The 25,992-nt window shown below is 54.6% G+C and carries 21 protein-coding genes; 12 read left to right on the top strand and 9 right to left on the bottom strand.

Annotated elements, in window-relative coordinates:
* The first annotated feature begins 40 nt into the window (after positions 1-40).
* Positions 41-1,009 carry a glycoside hydrolase family 43 protein gene (locus MKX42_RS25885; RefSeq protein ID WP_340755701.1) on the top strand — a complete coding sequence of 323 codons (969 nt, stop codon included), beginning with the start codon at positions 41-43 and terminating at the stop codon, positions 1,007-1,009.
* 603 nt (positions 1,010-1,612) lie between these two features.
* Here MKX42_RS25885 and MKX42_RS25880 read toward each other — a convergent pair.
* The 5 genes from MKX42_RS25880 to MKX42_RS25860 form a co-directional block, all read right to left on the bottom strand.
* The gene (locus MKX42_RS25880; RefSeq protein WP_340755699.1) at positions 1,613-2,935 is read right to left on the bottom strand and encodes a DUF4179 domain-containing protein; all 1,323 of its coding nucleotides are present in this window, start codon (positions 2,933-2,935) and stop codon (positions 1,613-1,615) included.
* Positions 2,874-3,470, bottom strand: a complete 597-nt coding sequence (locus tag MKX42_RS25875) for a sigma-70 family RNA polymerase sigma factor (protein ID WP_340755698.1) — start codon at positions 3,468-3,470, stop codon at positions 2,874-2,876. Before MKX42_RS25875 ends, MKX42_RS25880 begins: the two co-directional genes overlap by 62 nt.
* Positions 3,471-3,626: 156 nt before the next feature.
* Complete coding sequence (locus MKX42_RS25870; protein WP_340755697.1) at positions 3,627-4,481, bottom strand: AraC family transcriptional regulator; 855 nt, start codon at positions 4,479-4,481, stop codon at positions 3,627-3,629.
* Positions 4,482-4,610: 129 nt separating this feature from the next.
* On the bottom strand, positions 4,611-7,208 hold the full coding sequence (locus tag MKX42_RS25865) for a beta-L-arabinofuranosidase domain-containing protein (protein WP_340755695.1): 2,598 nt from the start codon (positions 7,206-7,208) through the stop codon (positions 4,611-4,613).
* A gap of 223 nt (positions 7,209-7,431) precedes the next feature.
* Complete coding sequence (locus tag MKX42_RS25860) at positions 7,432-7,959, bottom strand: hypothetical protein (RefSeq protein WP_340755693.1); 528 nt, start codon at positions 7,957-7,959, stop codon at positions 7,432-7,434.
* A gap of 278 nt (positions 7,960-8,237) precedes the next feature.
* On the opposite strand from MKX42_RS25860, the gene MKX42_RS25855 reads away from it, so the two are divergent.
* Positions 8,238-9,638 (top strand): transcriptional regulator, encoded by a 1,401-nt coding sequence (locus MKX42_RS25855; protein WP_340755692.1) that lies wholly within the window; start codon positions 8,238-8,240, stop codon positions 9,636-9,638.
* Positions 9,639-9,690: 52 nt separating this feature from the next.
* Entirely contained in the window at positions 9,691-9,912 is a 222-nt protein-coding gene (locus MKX42_RS25850) for a hypothetical protein (protein WP_340755690.1), read from the top strand.
* A 14-nt stretch (positions 9,913-9,926) separates the two neighbouring features.
* Here MKX42_RS25850 and MKX42_RS25845 read toward each other — a convergent pair whose 3' ends face one another.
* The 3 genes from MKX42_RS25845 to MKX42_RS25840 all read right to left on the bottom strand — a co-directional run bounded on the left by MKX42_RS25845 (position 9,927) and on the right by MKX42_RS25840 (position 12,261).
* Positions 9,927-10,880 carry an IS3 family transposase gene (locus MKX42_RS25845; RefSeq protein WP_445669363.1) on the bottom strand — a complete coding sequence of 318 codons (954 nt, stop codon included), beginning with the start codon at positions 10,878-10,880 and terminating at the stop codon, positions 9,927-9,929.
* On the bottom strand, positions 10,802-11,104 hold the full coding sequence (locus MKX42_RS33490; protein ID WP_445669297.1) for a transposase: 303 nt from the start codon (positions 11,102-11,104) through the stop codon (positions 10,802-10,804). The genes MKX42_RS25845 and MKX42_RS33490 overlap by 79 nt, the downstream gene beginning before the upstream one ends.
* A 182-nt stretch (positions 11,105-11,286) precedes the next feature.
* The gene (locus MKX42_RS25840) at positions 11,287-12,261 is read right to left on the bottom strand and encodes an aldo/keto reductase family protein (RefSeq protein ID WP_340755688.1); all 975 of its coding nucleotides are present in this window, start codon (positions 12,259-12,261) and stop codon (positions 11,287-11,289) included.
* Between the two features lie 255 nt (positions 12,262-12,516).
* On the opposite strand from MKX42_RS25840, the gene MKX42_RS25835 reads away from it, so the two are divergent.
* The 3 genes from MKX42_RS25835 to MKX42_RS25825 are packed head-to-tail and all read left to right on the top strand — an operon-like array spanning position 12,517 to position 16,719.
* Entirely contained in the window at positions 12,517-14,274 is a 1,758-nt protein-coding gene (locus MKX42_RS25835) for a cache domain-containing sensor histidine kinase (RefSeq protein ID WP_340755686.1), read from the top strand.
* Complete coding sequence (locus MKX42_RS25830; RefSeq protein WP_340755684.1) at positions 14,261-15,892, top strand: response regulator; 1,632 nt, start codon at positions 14,261-14,263, stop codon at positions 15,890-15,892. The genes MKX42_RS25835 and MKX42_RS25830 overlap by 14 nt, the downstream gene beginning before the upstream one ends.
* Positions 15,889-16,719: an AraC family transcriptional regulator gene (locus MKX42_RS25825; protein WP_340755682.1), complete on the top strand. Its 831-nt coding sequence runs from the start codon at positions 15,889-15,891 to the stop codon at positions 16,717-16,719. The genes MKX42_RS25830 and MKX42_RS25825 overlap by 4 nt, the downstream gene beginning before the upstream one ends.
* On the opposite strand, the gene MKX42_RS25820 is transcribed toward MKX42_RS25825, so the two are convergent.
* On the bottom strand, positions 16,706-18,214 hold the full coding sequence (locus MKX42_RS25820; protein ID WP_340755681.1) for an FAD-dependent oxidoreductase: 1,509 nt from the start codon (positions 18,212-18,214) through the stop codon (positions 16,706-16,708). The genes MKX42_RS25825 and MKX42_RS25820 overlap by 14 nt on opposite strands.
* A 230-nt stretch (positions 18,215-18,444) precedes the next feature.
* Here MKX42_RS25820 and MKX42_RS25815 point away from each other — a divergent pair, with 230 nt between their 5' ends.
* From MKX42_RS25815 to MKX42_RS25790, 6 genes are all read left to right on the top strand, one after another.
* Positions 18,445-19,668, top strand: a complete 1,224-nt coding sequence (locus MKX42_RS25815; protein WP_340755679.1) for a glycoside hydrolase family 130 protein — start codon at positions 18,445-18,447, stop codon at positions 19,666-19,668.
* Between the two features lie 145 nt (positions 19,669-19,813).
* On the top strand, positions 19,814-21,232 hold the full coding sequence (locus tag MKX42_RS25810; RefSeq protein ID WP_340755677.1) for an ABC transporter substrate-binding protein: 1,419 nt from the start codon (positions 19,814-19,816) through the stop codon (positions 21,230-21,232).
* 68 nt (positions 21,233-21,300) lie between these two features.
* On the top strand, positions 21,301-22,200 hold the full coding sequence (locus MKX42_RS25805; RefSeq protein ID WP_340755675.1) for a carbohydrate ABC transporter permease: 900 nt from the start codon (positions 21,301-21,303) through the stop codon (positions 22,198-22,200).
* A 13-nt stretch (positions 22,201-22,213) separates the two neighbouring features.
* Positions 22,214-23,113, top strand: coding sequence for a carbohydrate ABC transporter permease (locus tag MKX42_RS25800; RefSeq protein WP_340755673.1), 900 nt, complete (start codon positions 22,214-22,216; stop codon positions 23,111-23,113).
* Positions 23,114-23,204: 91 nt separating this feature from the next.
* Positions 23,205-24,593: an FAD-dependent oxidoreductase gene (locus MKX42_RS25795; RefSeq protein ID WP_340755671.1), complete on the top strand. Its 1,389-nt coding sequence runs from the start codon at positions 23,205-23,207 to the stop codon at positions 24,591-24,593.
* On the top strand, positions 24,590-25,609 hold the full coding sequence (locus MKX42_RS25790; RefSeq protein ID WP_340755669.1) for an SGNH/GDSL hydrolase family protein: 1,020 nt from the start codon (positions 24,590-24,592) through the stop codon (positions 25,607-25,609). Before MKX42_RS25795 ends, MKX42_RS25790 begins: the two co-directional genes overlap by 4 nt.
* The last annotated feature ends 383 nt before the right edge of the window (positions 25,610-25,992 follow it).

Here is a 25,992-nt window from a genome sequence, read left to right as displayed (position 1 = left end):
CACCGCCAGCCACCAGTTCAAGACCAAAGGAGAAACCATAATGAATACAAATAAAGAGTACACTAACCCGCTTGTCGAACAGCGTGCAGATCCCTGGGTATACAAGCATAACGACGGCTATTACTATTTCACCGCTTCCGTGCCGGAGTACGACCGGATTGAAGTACGCAGAGCGTTAACGATTGAGGGACTTCGGGAAGCACAGCCGGTAGTCGCCTGGCGCAAATATGAGAGCGGCCCGCTCAGCGCCAATATCTGGGCACCCGAAATCCATTTTATTGATGGCAAATGGTATATTTATTTTGCGGCGGCCCGGACCACGGAGACGAAGGAAGGGCTGTTTGACCACCGGATGTACGCCCTGGAGAATACTTCAGCGAACCCGCTGGAAGGGGAGTGGACCGAGAAGGGGCAGGTGAGGACCGCCTGGGAATCCTTCGCCCTGGACGCTACAACGTTCGAGCATAAGGGCGTGTATTACTATGTATGGGCGCAAAAGGACCCTGAGATCGATGGGAACTCCAACCTGTATATCTCAGCCATGGAGAACGGCTGGACGCTCAAGGGTCCGCAGACGATGATCTCAACACCGGAGTATCCTTGGGAGGTCATCGGCTTCAAAGTGAATGAAGGCCCTGCGGTGCTGAAGCGGGGCGGCCGGATCTTCATAAGCTTCTCGGCCAGCGCCACCGATCACAATTATTGTTTGGGGCTGCTTACCGCTGATGTGGACAGCGATCTGCTGGACGCAGCATCCTGGATCAAGCATCCTGAGCCAGTCTTCCAGACCAGTGAGGAGAACGGGCAATACGGTCCGGGTCATAACAGCTTCTCAGTGGACGAGAACGGCGAGAGTGTGCTGATCTACCATGCCCGAAGTTATAAGGAGATCACCGGAGACCCGCTCTACGACCCGAACCGCCACACCCGTGCCCAGCGACTGCGCTGGAATGCGGACGGCACGCCGGATTTCGGGATGCCGGTGAAGGATAGCCTGAACAAGTTCTGATAATAAGCGGAGATCCAGCAGCTATACATAACAAGCAGCATTCTGATGCCGAATCATTCAATGCATCAGGAACGCGGCTATTGCGGCGCTGCTTAAGCGGTTGACTCCCTAGAAATACACTATAATAGAGGTAGCCAAGGACATTATGATGATGTCCTTGGCTACCTTTATTTTTACATAGGTTCAGCCTGGAGAAGTTGACCTTGCGCGGATTCAACTTTATTAGCCGGGATGTCACATCAGGGCAGGGCTCATCCGTAGATACACCATGCTGAGGAGCCGTCAGCAGAGACTATAACGGTCGATGGTGTTGAAATGCTGTATTCCTTATATACAAGCGGCAGCCACGGGATTCGTTTCATTCACAATCTTCCCAGCAGTGATTTCCACATCGTTTATTATATTGAGGCTACAAAGGGGGTTACCAAGGAGGAATTGCTTGAGATCGCCAAAGCTTATTTGCAGTAATCATCTGATCAGCAGATATAAAGCCTATAAAAACTTGAAGCCTTTAGTCCCACTTGCAGCGTGGGGCTAAAGGCTTTATTGGGCTCTAATCAGCCGCTGCCAGCAGCGGCTGACTACACTCCTGCATGAACAGTTTTATTTGTCCCCTAGAGGAACCGGAACAGTCTGTCTATAGAACTTAATATAGTGGAAGCCATCCATCATCATGAATTCCGGCTTTTTTGTGGTCTGGAAGGAATATGTGCGTTCCCACAGGATATTGCCGTTCTTGAGATCCCACGGGCGGGAATCGGATATCGAACTGACGGGAACGGCGGCTCCTCCGGCTTGAACAGCCAAAGTATCCTTATCCAGCATAGTGAACTGCTTCCCGGCGATCACGATATCATAGCCGTTAGCAGTCCTGGTGACACTGCGAATCCAGAGCTTCTCCTCGCCGACCAGAACCGACCGGTCCGAAGGCGAGGCCAGAGAGATCGGCTCTTCAACGTTCTGATATCCGCTGAAATTATCCAGTACAAGTTCAACACTCTGCGGCTTGTCAGTCGGCAGCACATCGTATTCTATGATAAATTCCGGGGCTCCCTTTTTACTGGAATTCGTACCCCGCATCGACCGGAAATCAACCTCAGTCCCATTCACATATAGTTTGGTTACAGCAGAGAATCTTGGATTTTCGCCATTATCCATCTTATAATGTCCCTTTACGATGGTTGACGTAGGAGAAGCCGTAATCGTGTCATAGTAGACGGTTCCCTGATCCACCGGTACAGCCTGGTCAATATCTGCGACGAGCAGGCTTTTCATGGCAAGGTTCGGGTCATATTTGAAGGAGATAGGATAGTGTGCCACTTTCCCGTTCTCCAGCAGCTCGCTGAAGGTAACGGTCAATGTTCTGGAGAAGGGGCTGGCCGGCTCGAATTTGTATACTCCCTCGAAGCGGCTACTGTCCTTGCTGCCGCCGCCGCTCCCCCCCAGGGGATCTGAATCCGTCATGAACCCTTCCAGTTTATCTACTCCGTAACGGAGTGAATAGTTGCCGTCAGGGAAGTCGCCGGTATATATACTGCCTGAAGCCGGATCAATGCTGTAATACATCGTCAGGGCGTTGTCGTCTGCAATTACCCCGTTAATGGTAATCACCGTTCCGTCACCTAATGTTGTGCTTTTATTGACGCTTTGACCGTATCCATGGTCCGCCAATTCAGAAAAGGCCATGGTATTCAGGTCAGTCTGACTGAACAGCTTCCCGCCGTAATAAGCCAACACCGGATACTGATAGACCCCCACTGTCAGTAACATGGCTGCGGCGGCTGTGGCGACCCAGGTCCGTGCCCGTCCAGCCCGTGATTTCCGTCTAACCGGAGCCTGCTCCAGCGCCTTACGCAATCTGCCTTCAAGTTCTGACGGCGTCATGGTCTGCTGATGCTCCTGTAATCTCTCCTCGATCGTTCTCATAACGGTCACCTCCAATCATAGCTTTCAGTTTCTGTATCCCTTGCGAGATTCTGGACTTGATCGTGCCGACCGGCGCTTCGGTGATATCGGCAATGGTCTGATACGGCAGATCGTGGACATAACGCAGCTCAATCGCTTCCCGCTGCCGGGGATTCAGATGCGCGAGCAGGACGGACAGATCCATTTCGGACTCGGTATAGCGGTACGGGTTATCTGCAGTCCATGCCTCAAGCGAAGGCTCCGGTGCCTCGTCTTCCTCCAGGGGAACGAACCGGTTCTGGTTGCGGAGGACCGTTTTGCAGCGGTTGACCAGAATGGTTTTGCTCCAGCTGTAGAAGGCCTCGCTCTTCTTCAGTTGCGCAAGCTTCTCATAGAGCGTGACGATCATGTCCTCCATTACATCCATCGCGTCATGCTCATTCCTCATGTAGCTATAGGCAAGACGATAATAAGCGTCCTGTTCGGCTAGGATTAGTTCTAATAATGCTTCTTTGTTACCGCGCTGTGCGGCTCTGACAAGACGGCTTATATTCATGTGCTCACCCCTTTCACAGATAAGAGTGCGTAGCAGCCCGGAAAGTTCATTATGCTCTCAAAAAAATATCCACAGCCTATTCCAGAGAAATCGTTAGTCTCTGGAGGGGCTGTGGAGAGAGCGAGAAGAGGCAGGAGCTGGCGGATGCTCTCACGCTCATTCGTAGAACAGCAGGCGCTTGGCATAAGCGTTGCGGAACTCGGTGGGAGTGAGGCCGACAATCTTTTTGAACGATTTCATGAAGTTATGGCAATCCTTATAGCCTAGCTGCAATGAGACCTCGCTGACGTTCTGGTTGGTGTCGGTCAGCAGGAATTTCGCCAGCTCCATCTTCTGCTGCAGAATATATTGCTTCAGGGAGATCCCGGAGATGACGGTGAACAGATGGGAGAGATACTTCTCGTTATAGCCGAAATAGGCGGCGATCTGAGATACCTTAATATGCTCGCTGCGGCTCCATTTGATGTAGTCTACAATATCGTTGTAGAGCTGTTCCTGCTTGGTTCTTTTGAACGGATCGGCATCGGTTGGAAGGGTCTGGCTGTACAGCTCGCACAGAATAACGGTAGACATATAGTTACTCAGCACCGTCTGATTGTAGCTCCGCACCGAATCCTGGAGCTGCTTCATCATCACGATGATTTTCTCCACATTCCGCAGGGTTCCGTATTGGGGCAGGTGAATAACATATTCTTCTTTATCGTTGGTTACCGGAGCGGGGCCAGCAGTCTGACTACCGTTCGCAGCATGAAAATGCAGCCAATAAAAGCTACAGTCCGAAGACTTGTACCCGTATTGTCTGGTAAGCGGAGGCAGGAGCAGGAACTCGCCTTTGGAGACGACGAACTGCTGGTTGTCACCCGCCAGGTATAGCACGCCTTCGGTCATCACAATCAGCTCATAATCCTGCAAAATCCGGCTTAAGTGAATCCACTCTGCTGAGGGGGCCACGAATTTGCCGGTCATCTCCAGATGTACAGGCTTATCTACCAGCAGTGTGAACGCAGTCATGTCATCATCCCCCCGGTGCGGAAATAGTCTTATCCTATTACCATATCAAATAAGGGCTATCTTGAATACAGCGGAAGCTGCATCCGAGATAACCCTTGTGTGGAACAGTGTATTGCAATATACCAAGTATTATTCTTTCACAATCTGAAGCTTATATTCTTGCACCGTAACATGATCCTCCGCCTTAACCGTGAGATTTACCTCACTGCGGCTGTGCAGCAGCTTGATTTCACGCGGGAGTGAATCCTCGATTAGAATTCCGTCTGCATAGACCAGGGCATTGTGATGGTGTGGTGTAACGCTTAGTTGTACCTGGCTTACCGCTTGCGGAACGCTCAGGCTATACGTGGTTATGCCGCCGCTGAAAGAGGTGGACAGCGTTCCTTCACTGAAGGCGAGCTGGCGCAGTCCGGCATTGTGATCATAACCGGTCATCATGCGCAGCAGGTCGAAGATGCCGTTTTCCTTCTCTGGAACCACGAACTTGACTTCCACCTCAGTCTTGCCGCCAACCGCTTCAGCAGGAATCAGATAACTCCGCTCGTAAAAGCTGCGGGCTTCATCCGTATGCAGCACCTCGCCCGCAATCAGCTCCCCGTCTACATAAATCGCTATTTTCTTACCATTATTTCCTGAGAAATAAGTGACCGAGAGATAGTTGTCCGTACGCGGCGCCACCTTCATCCGGTAGCTGAACCAGCCGCCGTTCTCCGCTTTGCGGATGTTATATCCGTCCCAGGTGGCTACAGAGGTGTTCTCTCCCTCAATGCCATGCTCCAGCTCATACTGGTCATTGCCGACTGGGAGGCTGTCCAGTGTAGCATCCTGTACACGCTGCCGGATTTTCCCCTGTAAAATATGCTTCTGCAGCTCAGCCGAATCGGCCTCGACCAGCCGCCAGTAGATGCCGTAACGCTCACTATGCTGCTTATAATGCGGAGTGAAGACCAGCCGCTGATCCTCATCCGTTCCCCGCAGCGCAAAGGCCAGTTCATCCTGCTCCAGCCGGACTGCGCGGTCCGGAAGCTGCGCCAGCCACTCCTGCGGGCTCTCGTTCACCGTCGTGATGAAGTCCTTCACCAGCATGTTGCGGGTAGGGACACTTACAGCAACGCCTGTAGCGGATACAGACAGATCACTCTGGCCCAGAGCGGCGCTCAGCACCACTGGTCCATACTTGAACGCGGCCACCTGGCGGGCATCCGGCAGGCTGAAGTGCGCCAGCTTCATCGGCAGCTTGAGCTGCAGCGTGTCGCCGTCTTGCCATACTCTGTCCGTCAAAAGGTAACCTCCGCTGATCTCTGAGTTAACAGGCAGCCCGTTTAATAGAAGCCCGGGTTCTCCGGCCAGCCAATCCGGCAGACGAAGCTTCAGCGTGGTGGACTGAGACTGAGGCCGCATCACTGAGATTTTGAACTCTACAGTATCGCTATAAGGCAAGTTGGCCGACTGGATCAGCATCAGGCCGTGCGCGGCAGAGTCCAGAGTAGAGCTGAAGTACTGGTTGACCACAATGCTGGCCGCATCATGGAAATACAGGCTGTCATTCAGCTTGGTGAAGCTCTCCATGCCTGTTCCGGTACAGCACCAGAAATGCTCGAACGGCGAGCTGTACACCTTGAAATAACCGGTCGCCATGGGCTGGAAATACATCGTCATCCCGGTATGCGGGTGCTGTGACGACACGATAGCATTCAGGTAGGTGTTCTCGTAGAAGTCAGCGTAACGGGTATCTCCCGTGATTTTGAACAGCTCGCGGGTCAGCTTGAGCATATTGTAGGTGTTGCAGGTTTCCGCTGTGAAGTTGGAGCGTTCCCGGTCCAGCATGTCCGGATCACCGAAGTGCTCCCATTCGCTGTTCCCTCCGGTGATGTAGCTGTGATGATGGACAACCATCTCCCAGAACTGCACCGCCGCTTCCAGATAAAAGACTTCGCTCTCCCCGAGCGTCCGGTAACGGTTCAGCGCACCGAGGAATTTCGGAATCGTAGTATTGGCGTGCTTGCCCTTGAGAATATCCTTGCCCTCATGGACTGGAGTGAACAGCGTCAGCTCGTCGAAGCTATGCGCGGCGCTTAAATGGCCTGCTTTTCCGGTAATTCTGTACAGGTCGTACAGGCAGTCATTCATCCCGCCGTATTCCACCGATAATACACGCTGATGGACCTCTTCAGACCAGGAGGCTGTGCGGCGGTATACCCAGTCACCGAGCTTATCCGCCAGGGCATAGGCCGTCTTGCTGCCGGTGGCAGAGTAGGACGCGATGAGTCCGGCGATGATTTTGTGCATCGTATACCAGGGGACCCAGGCCGGCTGCTTGTTCTCCACATGATCGAAAAGGTGTTCCTCGAACGCGGACAGGTAACCGCTCTCATGCTGGCACATGGACAGCTCTCCCAGAAGATAGTTCAGCCTGAGCGCCAGCCCGTCATCCCGCGTACAGGCATAGGCCTGGGACAGCGCTGACAGATAGTGGCCCAGCGTGTGTCCGCGGATCTCCGTGTTCTCCCAGCCGGGATATTTGTCGGCACGCTTCGGCAGTCCCCGGTTCTCGCGGAAGCCCGCCAGCAAGCGGTCTGGATCATAGCTGGTCAGATAATCGATCTCCTTGGCAAAGGCGTTTGCGATATACGGATCGGACACACGGACCTGGTCCATGCGGTATTCCTCGTACAAGGGCTTACCCTGAATCGGGGCCGCCAGAGGCTGATGGGGTGTAATTGTCATTTTGTATCCTCACTCCTATGGATTCTGTAGGGTTACTGCTGGATGATATCCTATATTTAAGCTTATAGATAAAGGGCTTGGGGGTAAATAGTCATTGGATTGAATATGTGTGAAAAGGTTAGATTGGGGGAGAGAGATGAGACGCAAAAAAGCCACAACCGCTGCTGGGCAACAGGCTGTGGCTTGAGGTTTGTAGTAGGGAAGGGATTAAGCTAGCAGCTTCTTATGGAGTGTACTGCTGCACGATCGATACAATCTGGCCATCCTTGATCGTGATGTGATAAGGCGAACCGCTTAGATCGAATACATCCGTTTTGGCGAATTCATGAATGAACTTCTCCAAAGTGAGTGGCTCGTTCCAGTTCGTATCCAGATCTTCGAGCTTGCCGGTGCGGTCATAAATCTGCATGGTGACCTTGGCATCCGGGGCTACCGTATAAGTAGTCAGCGTGTCGCTGTCATTCACGATATAGTAACCGTCCGGGGCACCGCCGATTTCGGCTGCGGATTCCGGCTCCCGCTGGGCGAAGACCGCATCGGCTGCTGCACCTTCGTACCATTCGATCTCATCCCCGGTAAGGGTCGTCTGACCGTTATGATTCTCTAAGGAATGTATATACACCGTCAGATGCTGGGCCACCCCCTCGCTCTTGGCATCAGCGGTTTTTATGGTTGTGCTTGCCGTAGTCACGAGGGAAAGGAACAACAGGACCAGAACAGGAAGCAGGTAGACGTTTTTGTTTTTTAACATTATGAATTTCCCCCTTGGCGTAATCTTACACGGCATGAGTCTACACTCTTTATTTACCCTGCCGGAATATTCTCAAACTTGTTTATACCCTAATAAACGTTGGTTCAGCAGAAATGTTGCAAAAGATTTTTTAACTGGGTATATATAACAAATATTCCGTCTTTGTCAACCTCTTTTGAACCGTTCAAACCAGATTGACCTGCCTAATTAAGGGATTTATGATATAGGAATATCTGGATTTTTACTTGAATATCTGGTTCTTGAGGGGCGGTATTGGTTTGCAACAGCACACTACAATTCAAACAGAACTGGCTGCTTTTCTTAGAAAAGAAGGCCAGACAATCAATCAGTTCGCAGGAATCTCCGGTGTCAATTCGGGTACGCTCAGCAGCATTATTAATGGTAACCGTCCTATTGCCATGCAGCAGCTGGACCGGATTACCGCCGGAATGGGGCTTCCTGAAGGAGCATTTTATGAGTTATATATAGATGAATGTGTGGTACATTCTGCACCCGACTGGCGGAGGCTGGGACCCTTCCTGCACCGCTGTGCGGAGCTGGACAAGCTGGATTGTATCCGGCAGGTGGTTCAAATTATTATGGACAATATTACATATGCCCCGCTGCTGTTCGATACGGCGGAGGAATTCTACGGGCAAGGCAAGCTTCAGGCAGCGGCTCTGCTGTATGAAGGGGTAGCCGACAGTGAGAAATATCAGCATTCTGAGCGGCTGGCTCTGTGCCAGTACCGGCTGTTCACGATCCGGATCGGCCAGAGCCCGGAGGCGGACTTCCGCGCGGCGACCCGGTTTGAATATTTCGTAGAGCGCCTGGAGGAAATAGACCAGTTGGAAGCGCTTCGGCAGCTGGCGGATATCTATATTGCTCTACAGCACTGGGAGAAGGCCAGACTATTGGCAGAGGAGCTGCGTCATAAGACATCTATCCAGTATGAAATCCGATTTTACAAAACCAGAAAGAAGAAGGAGTTGAGGCAAGCGCCCAAACCTCTTTGCTTCTATATACTGTATGCTTACTGGCTGCAATCCAAGGTATGCGAGGAAACCGGTGAATATGAGCGGGCACTGGAATATGTCGGTCTCTACTCTGAAATGAGCTGGATTGTCGAAGAATCGGCAGAGGTTGAGCAGATCAGAGACCAGTTCAGCAGGCTTGGTACAGTCTATGCATGTCTATACCGTATGATGTGCGGTGAACCTGAGGTTCTTCCTGAGGTTGTTGAATCTATCGGCACCCCCGGGCTGGGACTGCTGGACGGGCTGCTTAAGGCAGTTCAAGCGGCTAACCGGTATGGCTGGGAGGTAGATGAGCTTATCAGCCGTTTCCAGCCGCTGCTTACGCCGGAGGGGATGGCCTTCGGGCAAGCCGAACGGGCTTCTGGCAGGGATGTACAGGATCAATACCCTGTGCTGCTGTTCGAGCTGGCGGTGTATTCTCTCAAGGCAGAGAAGATAGAGCAGGGGATACGTTATATCTTCGGTAGCCTGGAGGCTTCCGCCGCACTTGGCAGCATAGCCTGTGTGATCCGCTGCGTAAGATTATTCGAGCAATTCCGGCCGTACGCTTCAGCGGAAGACCAGGATCGGTATAAGCAGCTTATTAATAGGGTGCAGGTTGCTCATGCAAAGCAGACAGTTAAGACACAGGACAGGCTGTAGTATGCCATAGTTCGTATGCAAAGAAGCCCCTTCCGGGATGGAGGGGGCTTCTTTGGATGGAGTGAATGTATGCGGAAAACCGAACACAATGCGCCGGGTGAGGGTGCGCGAGCCAAATGTAATCGAAAAACCGACTACATTCGGCTGGGCGGTGGTGTGCGGGTGTAATGTAATCGAAAAACCGACTACATTCGGCTGGGCGGTGGTGTGCGGGTGTAATGTAATCGAAAAACCGACTACATTGCGCCGGATTGGTCATACCCCTGTCAAGTAGACAGATGAAAAAAGCTAAGCAGCCAGCGCGTGTCGATACTCAATCGGCGCGCGCTGTTTCAGTTTCGCCTGAAAACGTTGGTAATTGTAAAAGTAGATATACTCCTCAACGGCTTGATGAATCTCTGCTTCTGACTTACACTGGTGAAGGTACAACTTTTCTGTCTTCAGATGCGAAAAGAAGGATTCGATGCAGGCGTTATCCAGGCAGGTTGCTTTGCGAGAGTGGCTGCCCTTGACGCTGAATGCCTCTAATCGTGTGTTGTACGCCTGAGACGTGTACTGAAAGCCTTGGTCCGAATGGAGCACGGCCTCAGACACGTCTCTTTTCCGTGTCCACTGTTCAACGGTATCTAAGACGAGGTTTACGTCGTTTCGCTCCGAGATCTGCCAAGCTACAATCTCATTGTTAAAGAGGTCCTGAATCGCAGACAGATAATAAAAACGGGTGCCGTCTGAGATATATGTGATGTCCGTTACTAGCTTCTGCTGAGGTGCTGTCGCATGAAACTTACGCTTTAATCGGTTCGGGTAGACCACGGAAGGAGTAGAGCCCGCACGACTCCTTTTCTTGCGAATGACAGACTGGATCGATAGCTCTTTCATGAGCCGCCATACCTTCTTGTGGTTGACGAGGTAGCCTGCCTCCCGCAGGGCTGCCTGCATTCGAGGGTACCCGAAATAGGGATGAACCAGGTGAATAGCCACCATATGCTCTTTAATGGCGTGCTCTTGCTCATGGGCATCCATTCGTCGAACCTCTGCACCTCGCCACTTGTAGTAATTTGCCCGCGATACCTCTGCAATGGCTAATAGGCGGGTGATGCCATGTTGGTCACGTAGTTCTTCAATTACGGCGTATTTGTCGTGCAGTCCAAGCTTCCCTCCCTTTACAGATTTGGATACCGCTTTTTTAAGTAGTCCACCTGTGCCTTTAAGTAATCTCGTTCTTCTTCTATACTGGCAAATGTAGAACGTGGACGTCCTTTTAAAGGGCTTGTTGCCCCTTTTTGTGTATCGAGTGGCTCCCCATTCCGATATTTCTTTACCCATACTTTAAGCTGGGTACAGTTCACAATCCCCAACCTGTCGGAGACGACCTTATAGCTCTCACCTCCTGTAAAATAGGCTTGAATAGCCTCTTTCTTGAATGCCTCCGTGTACGATTGAAACACTTGTCCCTTTTTGGCCATACCAAAATCCCCTCCAAGTTCACTCATTTCCTCATGTTAACACATGAGGTTTTTTCGAGTGTCTACTTAAAGGGGATAATACCAGATGGTGTTATGCGGACCCAATGTAATCGAAAAACCGATCACATTGCGCCAGCCGCCAAGCCATTTCCACTCCATCTCGCCCTCACCACGCCCCGGCCCTATCGCGCCGGTGCGAAGCCGGCGACCTCGCTGAGGATCGCATCGATCGCCTTCAGCGTATCCGGCTGAAGCACGGCTTCCACCGCCTGCGCATTCTCAAGCACCTGCTCCGGTCTGCTGGCGCCGATCAGCGCCGAGCTTACGCCGGGCTGGCGCAGCACCCAGGCGAGTGCGAGCTGGGAGAGCTTGAGGTCCAGCTCTGCGGCAAGCGTATCCAGCCTGCCGACAACCTCCAGCACATCATCCCGCAGGTAGCTGCGGATGACGCCGTTCACGGAAGCATCCGCGCCGCGCGTACCGGCCGGGGGCTGCTGGCCCGGCTTGTATTTGCCGGTCAGAATGCCCTGGGCCAGCGGGGAGAAGACGACTTGTCCCAGGCCTTCATGGGCCGATACTTCAAGCACCTCATCCTCGATATACCGCTCGAACATGTTATAGATCGGCTGATTGGCGGCGAGCGGCCGCAGGTTTAGTCTGCGGCTGATGCCAGCCGCCTGCGAGATCTGGGCGGCGCTCCATTCGCTGACGGCGGAGTAGAGGATTTTCCCTTGGGCGGTAAGGTCGTCAAGAGCGCGGAGCGTCTCCTCTACAGGTGTCTCCCGGTCGAAGCGGTGGCAGAAGTACACATCGATATAATCCGTGCCCAGCCGGCGCAGGCTGGCTTCGCATTGCTCCATAATATGCTTGCGCGATAACCCGCGGTCATTCACCCCGTCCCCCATCGGAAAATACACCTTGGTACTCAGGACGTAATCGGACCGATTGTACGCGCGGAGTGCAGCACCCATGGCTTTTTCGCCTTCGCCCCGGTTGTAGGCATTGGCCGTATCGAAGAAATTGATACCGCATTCAAAAGCAGCGGCAATACACTCATCCGCCGCCTTCTGCTCGGCAGCCGTGCCGTATGTAAGCCAGCTCCCCAGGCCAATCTCGCTAACCTTAAGTCCGGTGTTGCCCAGTCTTCTATATTTCATATTATATTCATTCCTTCCATAGACAATTATGATGAAGAACGATCCCGTCTATCGTATCATATCCGCCCGGCCAAGCGAATGCTAACGGATTATTGGATAGGGAAGGGGAGACGTGTGCGTTGTCCTGTACATACGGTAGATCCATGCTCCGCATACGGTGAATTCACTATTTCATCCGCTGCGTATTGTCGGACTGAACGTTCAGGTGACATAATCGAAGAGCAGGGCATCTGCACACAGGAAGGCGTGAAGGACTTGAACTATTTCCGGAAGCAATCATTCCGCAGCAAATTAAAAACTGCATTCTTAGCCGTGATTCTCCTCTCCGTACTGATGACCGGGGGATTGTCGTATTCCATCTCGGCGGCGACTCTGGAGAAGAATGCGCTGAAGCTTACCCAGGATAACGTTGTCAAATCAGCGCAGATCATCGACGAGAAGCTGAACAAGCTGATGCTGATTATGATGACCTTCATGATCAGCCAGCCCTTTCACGATATGATGAGGGATGTCGTCACCGGGGACATGGGCCGGTATTATACTCACCTGAATGATCTTGATAACGTTTTCTCACAAGCGCGGATTGCGGAGCCGCTGATCCATTCGATCTATGTGTCCACGCCGATCGGGGAGTTCTACCCTTCCTCGATGAACCGGAACCGTCTGACGGAGTTCAAGGATACCTTACTATATGAGCGGATCGAACAGGAGAAGAAGAATACATGGGTGGAAGGCCATGAGGACATGCTCTTCTCCGGGAAGGAACGGGTGATTTCACTGATTCTGGAACCTATCTTTGATACAGCGGTCCGCGGGGTCTATATTATCGTCAATATCCGTGAAGACGGCTTCCGCAAGCTGGTGAGCGGGGATACCGGTGGAGGGGCGCGCAGCTTCCTGCTGAACGCGGCAGGCAGTCCCGTCTATTCTATGAAAGACCCGCTCGCCCTGCAGGCGGTGGAGGGCCGTGATCTGACCGGCATGATCAGCAGCAGCCGCGATCTCAGCAATACTTTTAAGCTGGGCGGGGAATCGTATCTGCTGAACTATGCGCATCTGGGCATCGCTGATTGGACGATGATCACGATTCAGTCCAAGGCCGGCGTGCTAAAGGATATGATCTATGTCAAATGGCTGCTCGTGGTGGTCGCCCTTGTCGCCTTCACGGTTACAATGATGGTATCAGGAGCCTTTACCCGTTATCTGCTGCGTCCGCTGCAAGGGCTGATGAAGGTGATGAAGCGGGTCGAGAGCAATGATCTGACTGCCAGATTCGAGAGCGGGGGCGGAGACGAGCTGGCCCAGGTCGGGATGCGGTTCAACCAGATGCTGGAGCAGATCGTAGTGCTGATCGGAGAGGTCACACAGGCGCAGACCAATAAGCGCTCGGCAGAGATCAAGGCCTTGTCGGCGCAGATGGACCCTCATTTCCTGTACAATACGCTGAATACGATCTACTGGAAGCTGAATCTGAAGCAGGTAAAGCAGTCGCAGAGCATGGTCATGTCGCTGTCCCGGCTGTTCCAGCTCGGGCTGAACAAGGGGCAGGAGATCACGACGCTGGCCAAGGAGCTGGAGCATGTCCGCATGTATCTGGAGCTGCAATGCAGCTGCTATGAAGGGCTGTTCCGTTATGAGATCTATGTCGAGGATGAAGCGCTGGTTACTCTCCCGATTCCGCGCATTCTGCTGCAGCCGCTGGTGGAGAACAGCATTCTGCATGGCTTCCGCAACCGGGAGAGCGGGGGGCAGATCGATATCGAAGTCTTCGATGAGGGAGCACGCTGGTGTCTTAAGGTCAGTGACAATGGGGCTGGCATGGACGAGGAGGCGGTCCGTGCGTTGTTCCGGCGGGAATCGGAGAAGGGGTACGCCGTATCCAATCTGATCCGCAGGCTGCAGCTCTACTATGGGGACAGCGCAGCATTACGGGTGGACAGCAGCCTTGGCCGGGGGGCGGCGGTTATCATATCTTTACCCAAACGGGAGGAGCATCAGGATGGACGATCATAGTGTAACCCTGTGTATCATTGATGATATTAAAAGCGTCGTGGAAGGCCTGACCTGCATGAATTGGGCGGAACACGGCATCCGGGTGGCAGGAACGGCGGCTAACGGTGAGGATGGGCTGGACCTGATCGCGAAGCTGCGCCCGGATCTGGTCATTACGGATATCCGTATGCCGAGGATGGACGGGCTGGCCATGCTGCGTGCCGTACTGGAACACCACCGGGACTGTAAAATCATTCTGGTCAGCGGGTATGCCGACTTTGAATATGCGCAGCAGGCGGTACAGCTCGGCGCGTTCGACTTCGTGGTCAAGCCGTTCACGGAAGAGGAGATCATGAAGGCGGTGCTGCGGGCGAAGTCGGAGATTATGGAGGCGCGTTCCAGACAGGATACCCTACGGGAGATGGAGAACAAGCTGCGGGAGAGTCTGCCGGTGCTGCGGCAGGAATATTTCGCCCTGCTGGTCAGCCACAGAACGTCGTGGGAGCAGGCGAAAGCACGCTGGGAATTCTTAGGCATTGATCTGAACCCCAAGGGGTTCGTGGTGATGCTGCTGGAGATTGATCACTTTCAGGAGCGGGCAGCAGAGCTGTCTATCCGCGAGGTGGAGCTGATCCGCTTCTCCCTGCTGAATATCACCCAGGAGACCATTGCCGGGCATACGCGCTGTGTGGTGTTCCGCGCCAAACATAACCGCTATCTTGCGGTGATGAATGACTGTGGCCCGGCCAGTGCAGTGGAGATTGCCGAACGCTGCTGCAAGAACATTGAACGGTATACCAAGTTCACGGTATCGGCCGGAGTCGGAGGCCGGGTGGAAGAGACCAGCGAGCTGCCGGATTCCTACCGCCAGGCGCACCGGGCGCTGGCTCACCATCTGTTCACCGGAGGTAATGCCGCCATTATGTATGATGATATTCACCAGAACGGAAGCCAGGAGCCGCTGGCGCTGGAATACAAGGACGAGCTGCTGCTGGCGCTGCGCTCCGGCAATGTCAGCCGGACTGGCGCGATCCTCGCAGCGATCTCAGAATCGCTGCAGAATCTGAGCTCCGGGCACAATCCCGATTATCTGCTCGTTCTGTATGAGGAGCTGGCCGCATCAGCGATCCGCACCTTCTATGAGCTGGTTCCGTACGGGGAGATTCAGCCGCTGATCCAGCGGTTCCGGGCGGTGCAGGGAACGGCGGGACTGCCGCTTGCCACTCTTCAGCGGCTGCTGCTGGAGCTGTGTACGGAAGGGGCCGCTCTGGTGCGCAGAAGCAGCTTGTCGGAAGGGCAGAAGGTGATCTATGAAGCGGTAGAGTATATCAAAGGCCGTTTGTCCGAGGACATCACGGTCGGGGAATGTGCGGCGCATGTTCATCTCAGCCCCAGCTATTTCTCCAGCCTGTTCAAGAAGGTGAACGGAGTGACCGTTACCCAGTATATCACCGCAGAGCGCATTCACCGGGCCAAGCTGCTGCTGGTGGAGGGGGCGCAGGTGCAGGAGGTGGCCTCCGCTGTAGGGTATGAGGAGCGCAGATATTTCAGCGAGATGTTCAAGAAGATCACGGGGCAGACACCGTCGGAGTTCAGGGCGGGGTACCACCCGGACCGCCAGGAGGAGTCCTACCCGTGACAGCGTCCGATCCGCACCGGTGCAGCGTCCATTATGCCAACTATTTCACACACACACAGCCTCACACCGTTCAGTATCAGGACGGCTTATCCTTCTATCTCTTCAGACTTCAGATGGAAGGGACCTGCCGTGCGCTGGTAGGAGGAGTGTACGAGACGATCATCCCCGGCGATCTGCTGATCTATGCTCCGGATCAGCCGTACGAGCTGATCGTACAGCCCCGGAGCTATCCAGGTTCTGGCGGAGTTCAGCCGGCCTCGGATTATTTCCTGATCGCCAGCGGCGAGTGGCTGGACACGTGGTGGCAGGACCGCAGGCTGCCGGCCCGGACGAATATCGGCTTCGATGATACGCTCATTACCCTATGGAAGCATATTGCCGGCGAGAAGAGGAAGGTGATGCAGCATCAGGAGGAGCTGCTGGATTATTTGCTTAGAACGTTCTGCTTGACGCTGGAGCAGGTGATCCAGGCACGGCGGCGCACCAAAGGGGCGGAAACCGCCTACAAGCTGAAGCAGTTCATTGACAATCATGCCCATGAACCGCTCAGCCTGGAGCAGATCTCCGCCTCCGTAGGGTTAAGCATCTCCCGTGCTTCCAGTCTGTTCAAAGCCGCTTTTGGCCAATCGCCATTCGCCTACTGCATTAATGTCAGGCTGAAGTCTGCCGAGCAGCAGGTGCTCTACAGCTCACTTTCCCTGGAGCAGGTTGCCGACAATACGGGCTTCCAGAGCTACGCCCATTTCTGCCGGATGTTCCGGGAACGGTATGGCGCTCCCCCGGGAGAGTACCGGCGCAGCTTCGGCTTCCGGTTCAATCCCGGGTGAGTCCGGTGGTGTACAGCACCTGATTGGACGCAAGGAGTAAGGCTTGCAGCTGCTCATACTCCACATCCTGAACCACGCCGTCCGCCTCAAGCGCCAGTACAGCAGCGGCGGCGGCTGATTGTCCCAGAATCATGAAAACCGGCTCCATCCGGATGGAGCCGTAGGCCGCATGAGTGGCCGACAAGCATACCGGTACGATCAGGTTGGTGCATTCGCTGCGTTTCGGCACCATCGCCCGGTAGCTGATCGGATAAGGCTCGTCCAGCCGGATGTAGAAGCCGCCCTCTGTGCTGACATGCCCGTCTTCGTTCACATAGTATTGGGTATGGTGCGAGTCCATGGCGAATGAGCCCATCCCGGCGGAATCCGGCACCGGGTGCTCCCGCCTTACATCATGCTCCGTCACCACATAATCTCCGCTCATTCTGCGGGATTCCCTGATGTAGAGCTGGGAAGGCCAGTGGCCGCTGTCCGTGAATTCATCGAGCGGCAGGCCCCACGGCTTATAGGCTTCCCGGATCTCCTCCGGCACCCGCGGATGGTTCTTGATCGTCCAGACATATCCCTGCTGGTAGATGCGGTGGGCCTCCCATATCTGTTCCCGCGCCGCATAATCCGCCTCTGGATAGCAGTGGTTCATCCCGTTGTAATCTGTTGAAATACCGCTGTTGTTATTGGAATCGGTCTTGTCCGCTGTGACCCGGTTCAGCTTGAAGAAGCGTGAGCGCTGCCCCTGCTCAATGGCCCGGAATAGAATCTCATAATCGGCTTCGTTATAACCCTCAGGCTTGCTGATCATCATCCGGTTGTCCGGATTGTCCGTCAGACACATGCGGAAGTTATAGGCTTGCAGCTTACAGTCCCCCTCGCCGGCATCACCGCCGCGGTCCGCATAGACACGCGGGAGTAGTCCGCTCGAAGGCACTCCTTTAATGACATAGGGGTCGATTCCCGGCGGGAGTTCATTCAGTTCAGGGCCGGGCTGAACGCCGTTTAACGTCTCCCCGTACTGTGCGTTCGGCTCCCGGCCGACCACATAGGACACGCCGGAATGGCCCATCAGGTCTCCCTCGTAAGAGGCGTCAATGAACATTTTACCGTGATAGACCTTCCCGGATTCCATGGTAATGGAGGTGATTCTTGCGCCTTGCCGGGTTACCCCATTCTTAAGCTCCAGCCTTTCCCCGCAGACGACTTCAAGATGATACTCCGCCACCCAGTCCTGCAGCACCTCAAGCGCAACCTTGGGCTCGAACAGCCAGCACGCCCCGTCCTGCGCATATTTCTGCGCAATCCGCTGGTAGAATTCCAGAGACAGGCCGCCGACTGCCTCTTTCATTCCCACATCCGTATCCCCCAGTCCTCCGGTGGTCATGCCGCCAATCCTCCGGCTCTGCTCGATGACTACCGCACTTTTGCCCATGATAGCTGCCTGGACAGCCGCTGTAATGCCTGCAGCCGTTCCCCCGTAGATGACAAGATCATACTGTTTCATCCGGCTCATCTTCCTCCTTGGTAACGATTTTGCCTGCAAAAATGATTATAAGCCGCTGCCCGGACCCGCGTGAATGATGGATCTTCCTGATTCATTTGACGGATCTTACTGTTTTGCCCGGAAGGCCGGTTTCAGGGGAAAAGTCTTTTGAATTCGCGGATGGCCTATGATAAGTTGTTTGCTGAAAAACGGAATATGCCCCTGCTTCAGGGGGTAAAACAGGAGGAACTATGAAACCACAATTTCGTTATTTGAGCAAACCGGCGCTTGAACCTGTACCAGGCTGTGACTGGGCGGACAAAATGGTGTTGAATCCGGCGATCATTCAGGACCCTGACTCGGATGACCTTCATATGCTGTTTCGGGCAACCGGCCCGTGGCCGCAGGCAAGAAGGGAGGGCTGTCATGATCCCTATCCGATTTTTTTGGGCTATGCGCGGAGCAGGGATCGGGGAGAGACCTGGGAGGCAGATTTTTCAAGACCAGCTCTGGCTCCGGCCCTCGGGTATGAAGAGGATGAATTGTACATCACGGACATTTACGGAAAAAAGGTGCGGAATTATGCCAACGGCTGTGTGGAGGACCCCCGTATCTTCTATATCGGGAACGAGCTGTATGTCACGGTGGCCTGCCGGGCCTTTCCCCCTGGCCCCTACTGGCTTAGCAGCCAGCAGCCTCCGGTCCAGACGCGCTTTGAATATGTGCCGGATTGGATCTTCGCGGGAGAGAGCACAGACCCGTTCATTCAATCGGCCCGGGCGAATGATACGGTCAGCGTTCTGTTCAAGCTGGATTTGGCCAAGCTGAAGGAGAGGAAATATGAAGACGCTTTCGGGTACGTAGGCCCGCTTACCGAGGGGCATGTCAGCGATAACCGCGATGTGTTCCTGTTTCCTGAGAAGATGAGGATTGAGGGGAAGTGGCAATATGTGATGCTGCACCGGCCGATGAATGTCCTTCCTTTTGCCGGAGGGGAGCGGGCGGGCAAGCCTTCTATCTATCTGGCAGCTGCAGAATCGATTGCGGATTTCGCTTCACCTGCGGCAGTCCACCGGCTGCTGGCCAGTCCGCTGTTTGATTGGGAGGAGAACCGTGTGGGGGCAAGCTGGCCGCCGGTCGCTCTGGGGAACCGGGAGTGGCTGGTGGCTTACCACGCGAAGAAGAATGTACAATTTGGCTATACGCAGTCCTTCATGATCCTCAGGGAGCAGGAGAATGATTTTCCGGTCATTATCCACCGTTGCTCTGACCGTTTGATGTATGCCGAGCGGGATTGGGAGATGCCGGAGGATTACCCTACGCCTTGTCTGTTTACCACGGGTGGTATTGTCGTGGGGGAGGATCTAATTATGTCTTATGGCGCTGCGGATCAGAAGGTTGGCATCGCCTGGGTTTATTTTTCGGAATTATTGGAGTATATCCGGACATTTGATGAGAATGGCATTCTGCTGTAACGGGAGAGCCCGACCGCTGCCGCCTGCCGCAAAGAATAGAATTCTGTCCCTCAAGAGTGAGTCTGCCGCACTCCTTTTGCGGGAGGGGTGGCCTATAATAGAGAACGAGCTCACAATACAAATGTCAATCAAAGGGGTAGAACGTATGCAGAAAAAATGGTTGGGCCTCAGCCTGAGCCTCATGCTGGCCGCCGGAATCGCCGGCTGCGGCGGGAACGGGAACAATAACAAGAGCGGTGGTGCGGCAGAGGGAACACCCGGAGCGGCAACAGCGAGTCCGACAGCTTCGGCCGCAGCAGAAACAGGCGAGCCGGTACAGCTTAAGTACTGGACGGATGACCGTCATGACCAGGAATATATCAAGGAACTGATCAACAAGTTCAATGAGACGAACGGCGAGAATATCCAGGTGGAACTGACAGTCATGTCTGAGAATTACGCGCAGAGCGTTGACATTGCCTTCACCAGCAACCAGGCACCGGATATCCTGCGTCTGAAGAGCGGCAATACCCCCGAATTTGTCAAAAAAGGCTATCTGGCTCCGATTGACGATTACCTGACCGACGAGATCAAAACGAAATTCGGCAGCCTGCTGATCGATAATGTCAACCGTTTTGACGGCAAGGTGTATTCGTTGGCCAATACCGGCCTCACCCTGCGTCTGATCTACAATAAGGATCTCTTTGACAAAGCCGGCATCGCGAATCCTCCGGTATCGCTGCAGGAAATGGTCGATGATGCCAAGAAAATAACCGAAGCCGGCAAATCGGAGGGCGTCTACGGCTTCGCGCTGAACTTCAAAAGCCCGAAGGCGGCCTTTGACCGTTCGATCCGCGAGATTCTCTCCTTGAGCGGCTATCAGGGTCTTGGCTTTGACCTGAAGACAGGCCAGTTCGACTTCGCGCCTTACTCTCAGGTTATCGAGTATTTCAAGCAGATGTACGAAGACAGAAGTATTCTGCCGGGGGCGGAGACACTGGATATCGACCCGCTGCGCGCCCAATTTGCCGCAGGCAAAATCGGCATGTACCTCAGCTTCTCGACGGAGCCGGGCGTATACCAGGACCAGTTCCCGACAGAGATCAACTGGGCAGGTGCGCTGGCCCCTACGCTGGACGGGCAGATTAAGGGAACCTCGGAGATCGTATCCGCCGGTACCTGGCTCGGGATCAGCGCGAAATCGGCGCATCAGGAGGCCGCCTGGAAATTCATGCAGTACATGTACGGCGACGATATTCTGAAGACGTATCATGAGAAGGGCTTCGGGATTGCTGTAGTGCCGGGTATTGTGGAGCAGGCCCAGAAGCCGGAAATTGGCGGTATGGAAGGCTTCCTGGTCGGCGAGCATGACTCGCTCTGGCCTGCTGTGCCGAACGTCACGCCGGAAGGCTCTACCTATGCGGATGCTTTCTTCAAATATATGCTTTCGGGTGGGGACTCCAAGGCCATTGCTGCTGATCTGAATACAAGATACAATGACGCATTGTCCAAAGCAGTGGAGAAGGGCGAGGTTACCGTTACACCGGACCCGGCCTTTGATCCAATGAAGCCGCAGGGAGAATAACGGGTTACACAGGGGCTTGTACGGGATTCCCGGATCAGCCCCTTTGCTTTCCCTGAAGGAGACTAATTATGATCTACAAATGGAAAAGGCTTGGGGAGAATTCCCTGTTCCTGGCACCGAGCATCATTCTGACGCTCACTCTCGGCATCTATCCTCTCATCTGGATGCTGCGCTATATGTTCTATGATTATGCAGGTTACGGCGAGGCGCTGTTTACCGGGCTGGACAATTTCAGCCGGCTGCTGCGGGATAACCTGTTCTGGGAATCGGTCCGCAACACCTTCATCTTTGCCGGAGGAAAGCTGCTGCTGACCCTGCCGCTGTCGCTGCTGCTGGCTGTTATTCTTAACGGCAGATTGCGCGGGTCTAATCTGCTCCGGGGTATATATTTCATGCCGACGGTCATTAGTACCGCGGTCATCTCCGTTGTTTTTTATAACATCTTCAATTCCTATAACGGAATGGTTAACACGGTTCTGATGAAGCTGCATCTCGTCTCCCAGCCGGTAGACTGGCTTGGTCCGAAGCATGCGATGCTGACGGTAATTATTGTGGCGGTGTGGGGTGCAGTCGGGAACTATATGCTGCTATTCCTCGCCGGGCTGCAGAGCATTCCGCAGGACCTGTACGAGAGCGCGTCCATCGACGGAGCGAACGCCGGAAGACGCTTCTGGAATATTACACTTCCGATGCTGGCTCCGGTAGCCCAGATGGTCATTATGCTGGCGATTATCGCTTCCCTGAAGGGCTATGAGAGCATCATGGTCATCACCGAAGGCGGACCGATCGGCAAAACGGAAGTGATGTATCTCTACCTCTACAAGCTGCTGTTCCCTGTATCCACCGGTTCACCGGTAACGCAGCAGCTCGGTTACGGCAGCGCCGTGGGCTTCGCCACCGCTGTGATTGTCGGAGCGGTAACCGGCCTGTACTTCTTCTTCAGCCGCAAAATGAACAAGGTGTATTAGGAGGCTTATCCAAATGAACGAATCTGTGATATCCAAACAGCCCGCAGGGCGGCCGCAGACGGCTGACCGGACGCCCGGCTCTGCCGGGAGAATATTGACCCGGACCGTGATGTGGATCTTTCTGCTGGTAACGGCGGTTCTGACCCTGTTTCCGCTGCTGATGACGCTGACCGGCTCGCTGAAGACCGGGGCCGAGATGATGACGGGGGGAACCCTGCTTCCTGCCAAGCTGCAATTTAATAACTATGCCGAAGCCTGGAAGCAGGCCAATTTCGCCCGCTATACCTGGAACAGTGCTTTTATGAGTGTGATGGTGACGGTGGGAACGCTGCTGGTGGCCTCGATGGCTGCTTATGTGGTGGACCGGCGTGATTTTCCGGGGAAAAGGATTTATGTCACAGTGCAGGCGTCCATGATGTTCATTTCAGTCGGGGCCATTGTCCTGCGCCCGCAGTTCGATCTCATGGTTGCGCTGAATCTGAATACCACGCTGTGGGGGGTTATTCTGATTCTGGTCAGTGCCCATTCCAGTACCTTCTTCATGCTGCAGGGCTTCTTCAAGGCGATTCCCCGGGAGCTGGATGAGGCGGCGATGGTGGACGGCTCGGGCTTCATCCGCACCTTTTTCCGTATTATTCTGCCGCTCTTGACCCCTGGGCTTGGGGTGGCCGGATTGTTCGCCTTCCGCCATGCCTGGAATGAATACATTCTGCCGCTGGTCTTCACGATGACCAATCCGAAGCTGCAGACGCTGACAGTCGGGCTGGCGAATCTCCGCTACGGCTCTTCAGCAGCGATGCAGATTCATCTGATGATGGCCGGGGCCTGCCTGTCCATCCTGCCGATGCTGCTGGCGTATATTCTTGCGAATAAAACCTTCATTCAGGTGACGGCGGGTTCGGTGAAGGGGTAATAAACTTTAAGATAAGCCTATGCTTCCGAAGCGAGTTTTGCGAGGTGGATTCAGGTGAAGCTACGCTATCAAAACTTTTAGGAGGATAACGATGAATTACGGACATATTACAGTACCGCAGGCTGAGGTGCCTGTCTCCAGCGAGGTTGATGTGCTGGTTATCGGCGGCGGGGCGGCAGGGATTGCCGCCGCGATCTCGGCGGCTGAAGGCGGGGCAAGCACGATGATCGTGGAGCAGCGCGGGTATCTGGGTGGAATGGGCACCGTGGCGCTGGTGCCTGCCTTCTGTCCCTATACGGACAAGGTCAAGCCGATTATCCGTGGCCTCGGCCTGAAGCTGATGGAGCGGATGAAGCAGGCTTGTGACCCGGAGTATCAGGAGGAATACCGCGAGCAGCTCGACTGGGTGCCGATTGATCCTGAGGTGTTGAAGCGTGTCTATGACAGCGCTGTGCTGGAGAGTGGTGTGACGCCGCTGTTCCACACCTTTGTCTACGATGTGGTGCGGTCTTCAGACGGGCAGACCATAGAGGGCGTAATGATTGTCAACAAATCCGGCAGGTCATTTATCCGCTGCCGTTATATCATCGACTGCACCGGCGACGGCGACATTGCGGCCCTGTCGGGCGTGCCGTTCCAGAAGGGCGGCGATGACGGGGAGCTTCAGCCGGGCAGCATGTGTTATCTGCTGGCGAATGTAGACCGTCCCAGCTTCAGCCGCTTCCTGGCGGAGACGGGAGATACAAGTCAATTGCACCGGACCGTGGAGCAGGCCATTCTGGAAGGGGCGCTGCCGGAAGGCCGCAAATCGATCTCCGGCCTGGCCTGGGTGAGCGATCAGCTGGTCGGCGTGAACTTCGGCCATGTGTTCGGGGTAGACGGAACGAAGGCCGAGGACCTGACGCGCGGAGCCATTGAAGGCCGCCGGACGGTGCTGCGGCAGCTTGAATTCTTCCGGAAGTATGTGCCCGGCTTCGAGCAGGCGCATCTGGTAGCAAGCGGAGAGCAGCTTGGTATCCGGGAGACGCGGCGCATCCAGGGAGATTATACGCTGACTGTGGACGACTTTGTGGCAGCGCGTTCTTTTCCGGACGATATCGCCCGCAATGCGTATTACATTGATATTCATCTGGCGACCAGCAAAAGTGATATGACCTTTAATCATCTGCCGCCGGGCGTCTCCCACGGGGTGCCTTACCGGGTGATGCTTCCGGTGGGCATCCGCAATCTCTGGGTTGCGGGACGTTCGGTGTCCTCGGACCGGGCGGTGCAAGGCTCGCTTCGGGTAATGCCGAACTGCTTCTCGATGGGCCAGGCCTGCGGCATGGCAGCAACGCTTGCGCTGCGGGACGGCACGGACTCCCGCAGCATTTCGGTTCCTGAGCTTCAGCAGCGCCTGCTGGAGCAGGATGTGTGGCTCGGGGAGAATTTCGCTTCCGGGGCGGCGGAGCGGGATAGGGAAGCGGGACAGGCGGAATGAAGGACGTAAAGAGCGTGAAGCACCTTCTTTTGCAAGAGGCGTGGTTTCACGGGGCGGTCTCACTGGAGCACCGGCAGGAGGGAATCAAGCCTTGGCGGATTCCCTTCCGGGACTATGATCTGTATCCGCCGGAGGGAATCGGCGGCAAGGCGGAGATCTGCTCCGGCATCCGGCTGCGGCTGGCATCCGGCTCGGAGACCCTCCTCCTATGGTTTGAGCCGCTTGCGGAGGACACTTCGCTGGATTGTGTGGCTGACGGCCGGCTGGTACAGACGCTCCGGCTTGCTGCGGGGGCAGCGGAGGCCCGCTTCACCGGGCTTGCCCCTGGTGTGAAGGAACTGGAAATCTATCTGCCGCAGAACACCGGTATGACGCTCAGCGGTCTTGCCATTGATGCTGACGCTGCTGCCGAACCGCTGGCGGACACGCGTCCCCGCTGGGTGACGTATGGAAGCTCGATTACCCAGTGTGTGGCGGCGCGGAGCCCGTCGCGCACCTGGCCGGTGATCGCCGCCGGGGAGATCGGCTATCACTTGACCAATCTCGGCTTTTCCGGCAACTGCCTGATGGAGCCGATGATAGGCCGGCTAATTCGGGATCTGCCGGCTGACCTGATTACCTTATGCGTCGGCGTGAACATCTATGGCGCAGCGTCTTCCAGCCCGCGGATGTTCAAGCCGCTGCTGATCGGTCTGCTGGAGACCATCCGGGAGAAGCATGCAGAGACACCGCTGGTGATCATCTCGCCGATCTACGGAACGGAGCGTGAGACAGAGGAGAACCCGCTCGGCTTCACCCTGCCGCTAATGCGCCGGGAGATCGCTGATACGGTGGAACTGCTGCGGGCGCGGGGAGACCGCCATCTGCATTACCTGGATGGTCTGGAGTGGTTCGGTCCGGCGGACGGAGAGCTGCTGACCGACGGCCTGCACCCCGGCCCCGAAGGCTATGAGCTGCTGGGCAGCCGCTTCAGTGGCAGGCTGGCGGCTGCGCTCCGGGGCGAAATGCTGCACTAGTAGAGCATCGGATTTAGAACTGTAAGAATGAACCTCAGAGGTGTTAAAGTCTGAGTATGAACATCGAGCTAGTATTAGGCTGAACCTGCACCCGTTGCCGACTTTTACTCTTACATTTAAGTATCTGATTGTATTTCCTGCAATGGAAAATGGATTACAGACCGTAAAATGAGATTCTATTGTATTTCATACAGTAGAATGTTGTGTTTTGGGTGAAAAATGGCCTTTGTTCAACATTCAATTGTACAGAATACAATAGATTCTATTTCGAAGCCTTTTTTACAGTATTCCATTGTACAAAATGCAGTTACTATCGTTCCAGCGCCTACAGCATCCGAATGACTGCTGTGCGAATGAGACGCTGGCTCGATAAGGTCTGGTAA

It is taken from the genome of Paenibacillus sp. FSL R7-0204 (assembly GCF_038002225.1).
Lineage (GTDB): Bacteria > Bacillota > Bacilli > Paenibacillales > Paenibacillaceae > Paenibacillus_AQ.
Note: the sequence above shows the minus strand (reverse complement) of the source record. Positions and strands in the feature narration are given on the sequence as shown.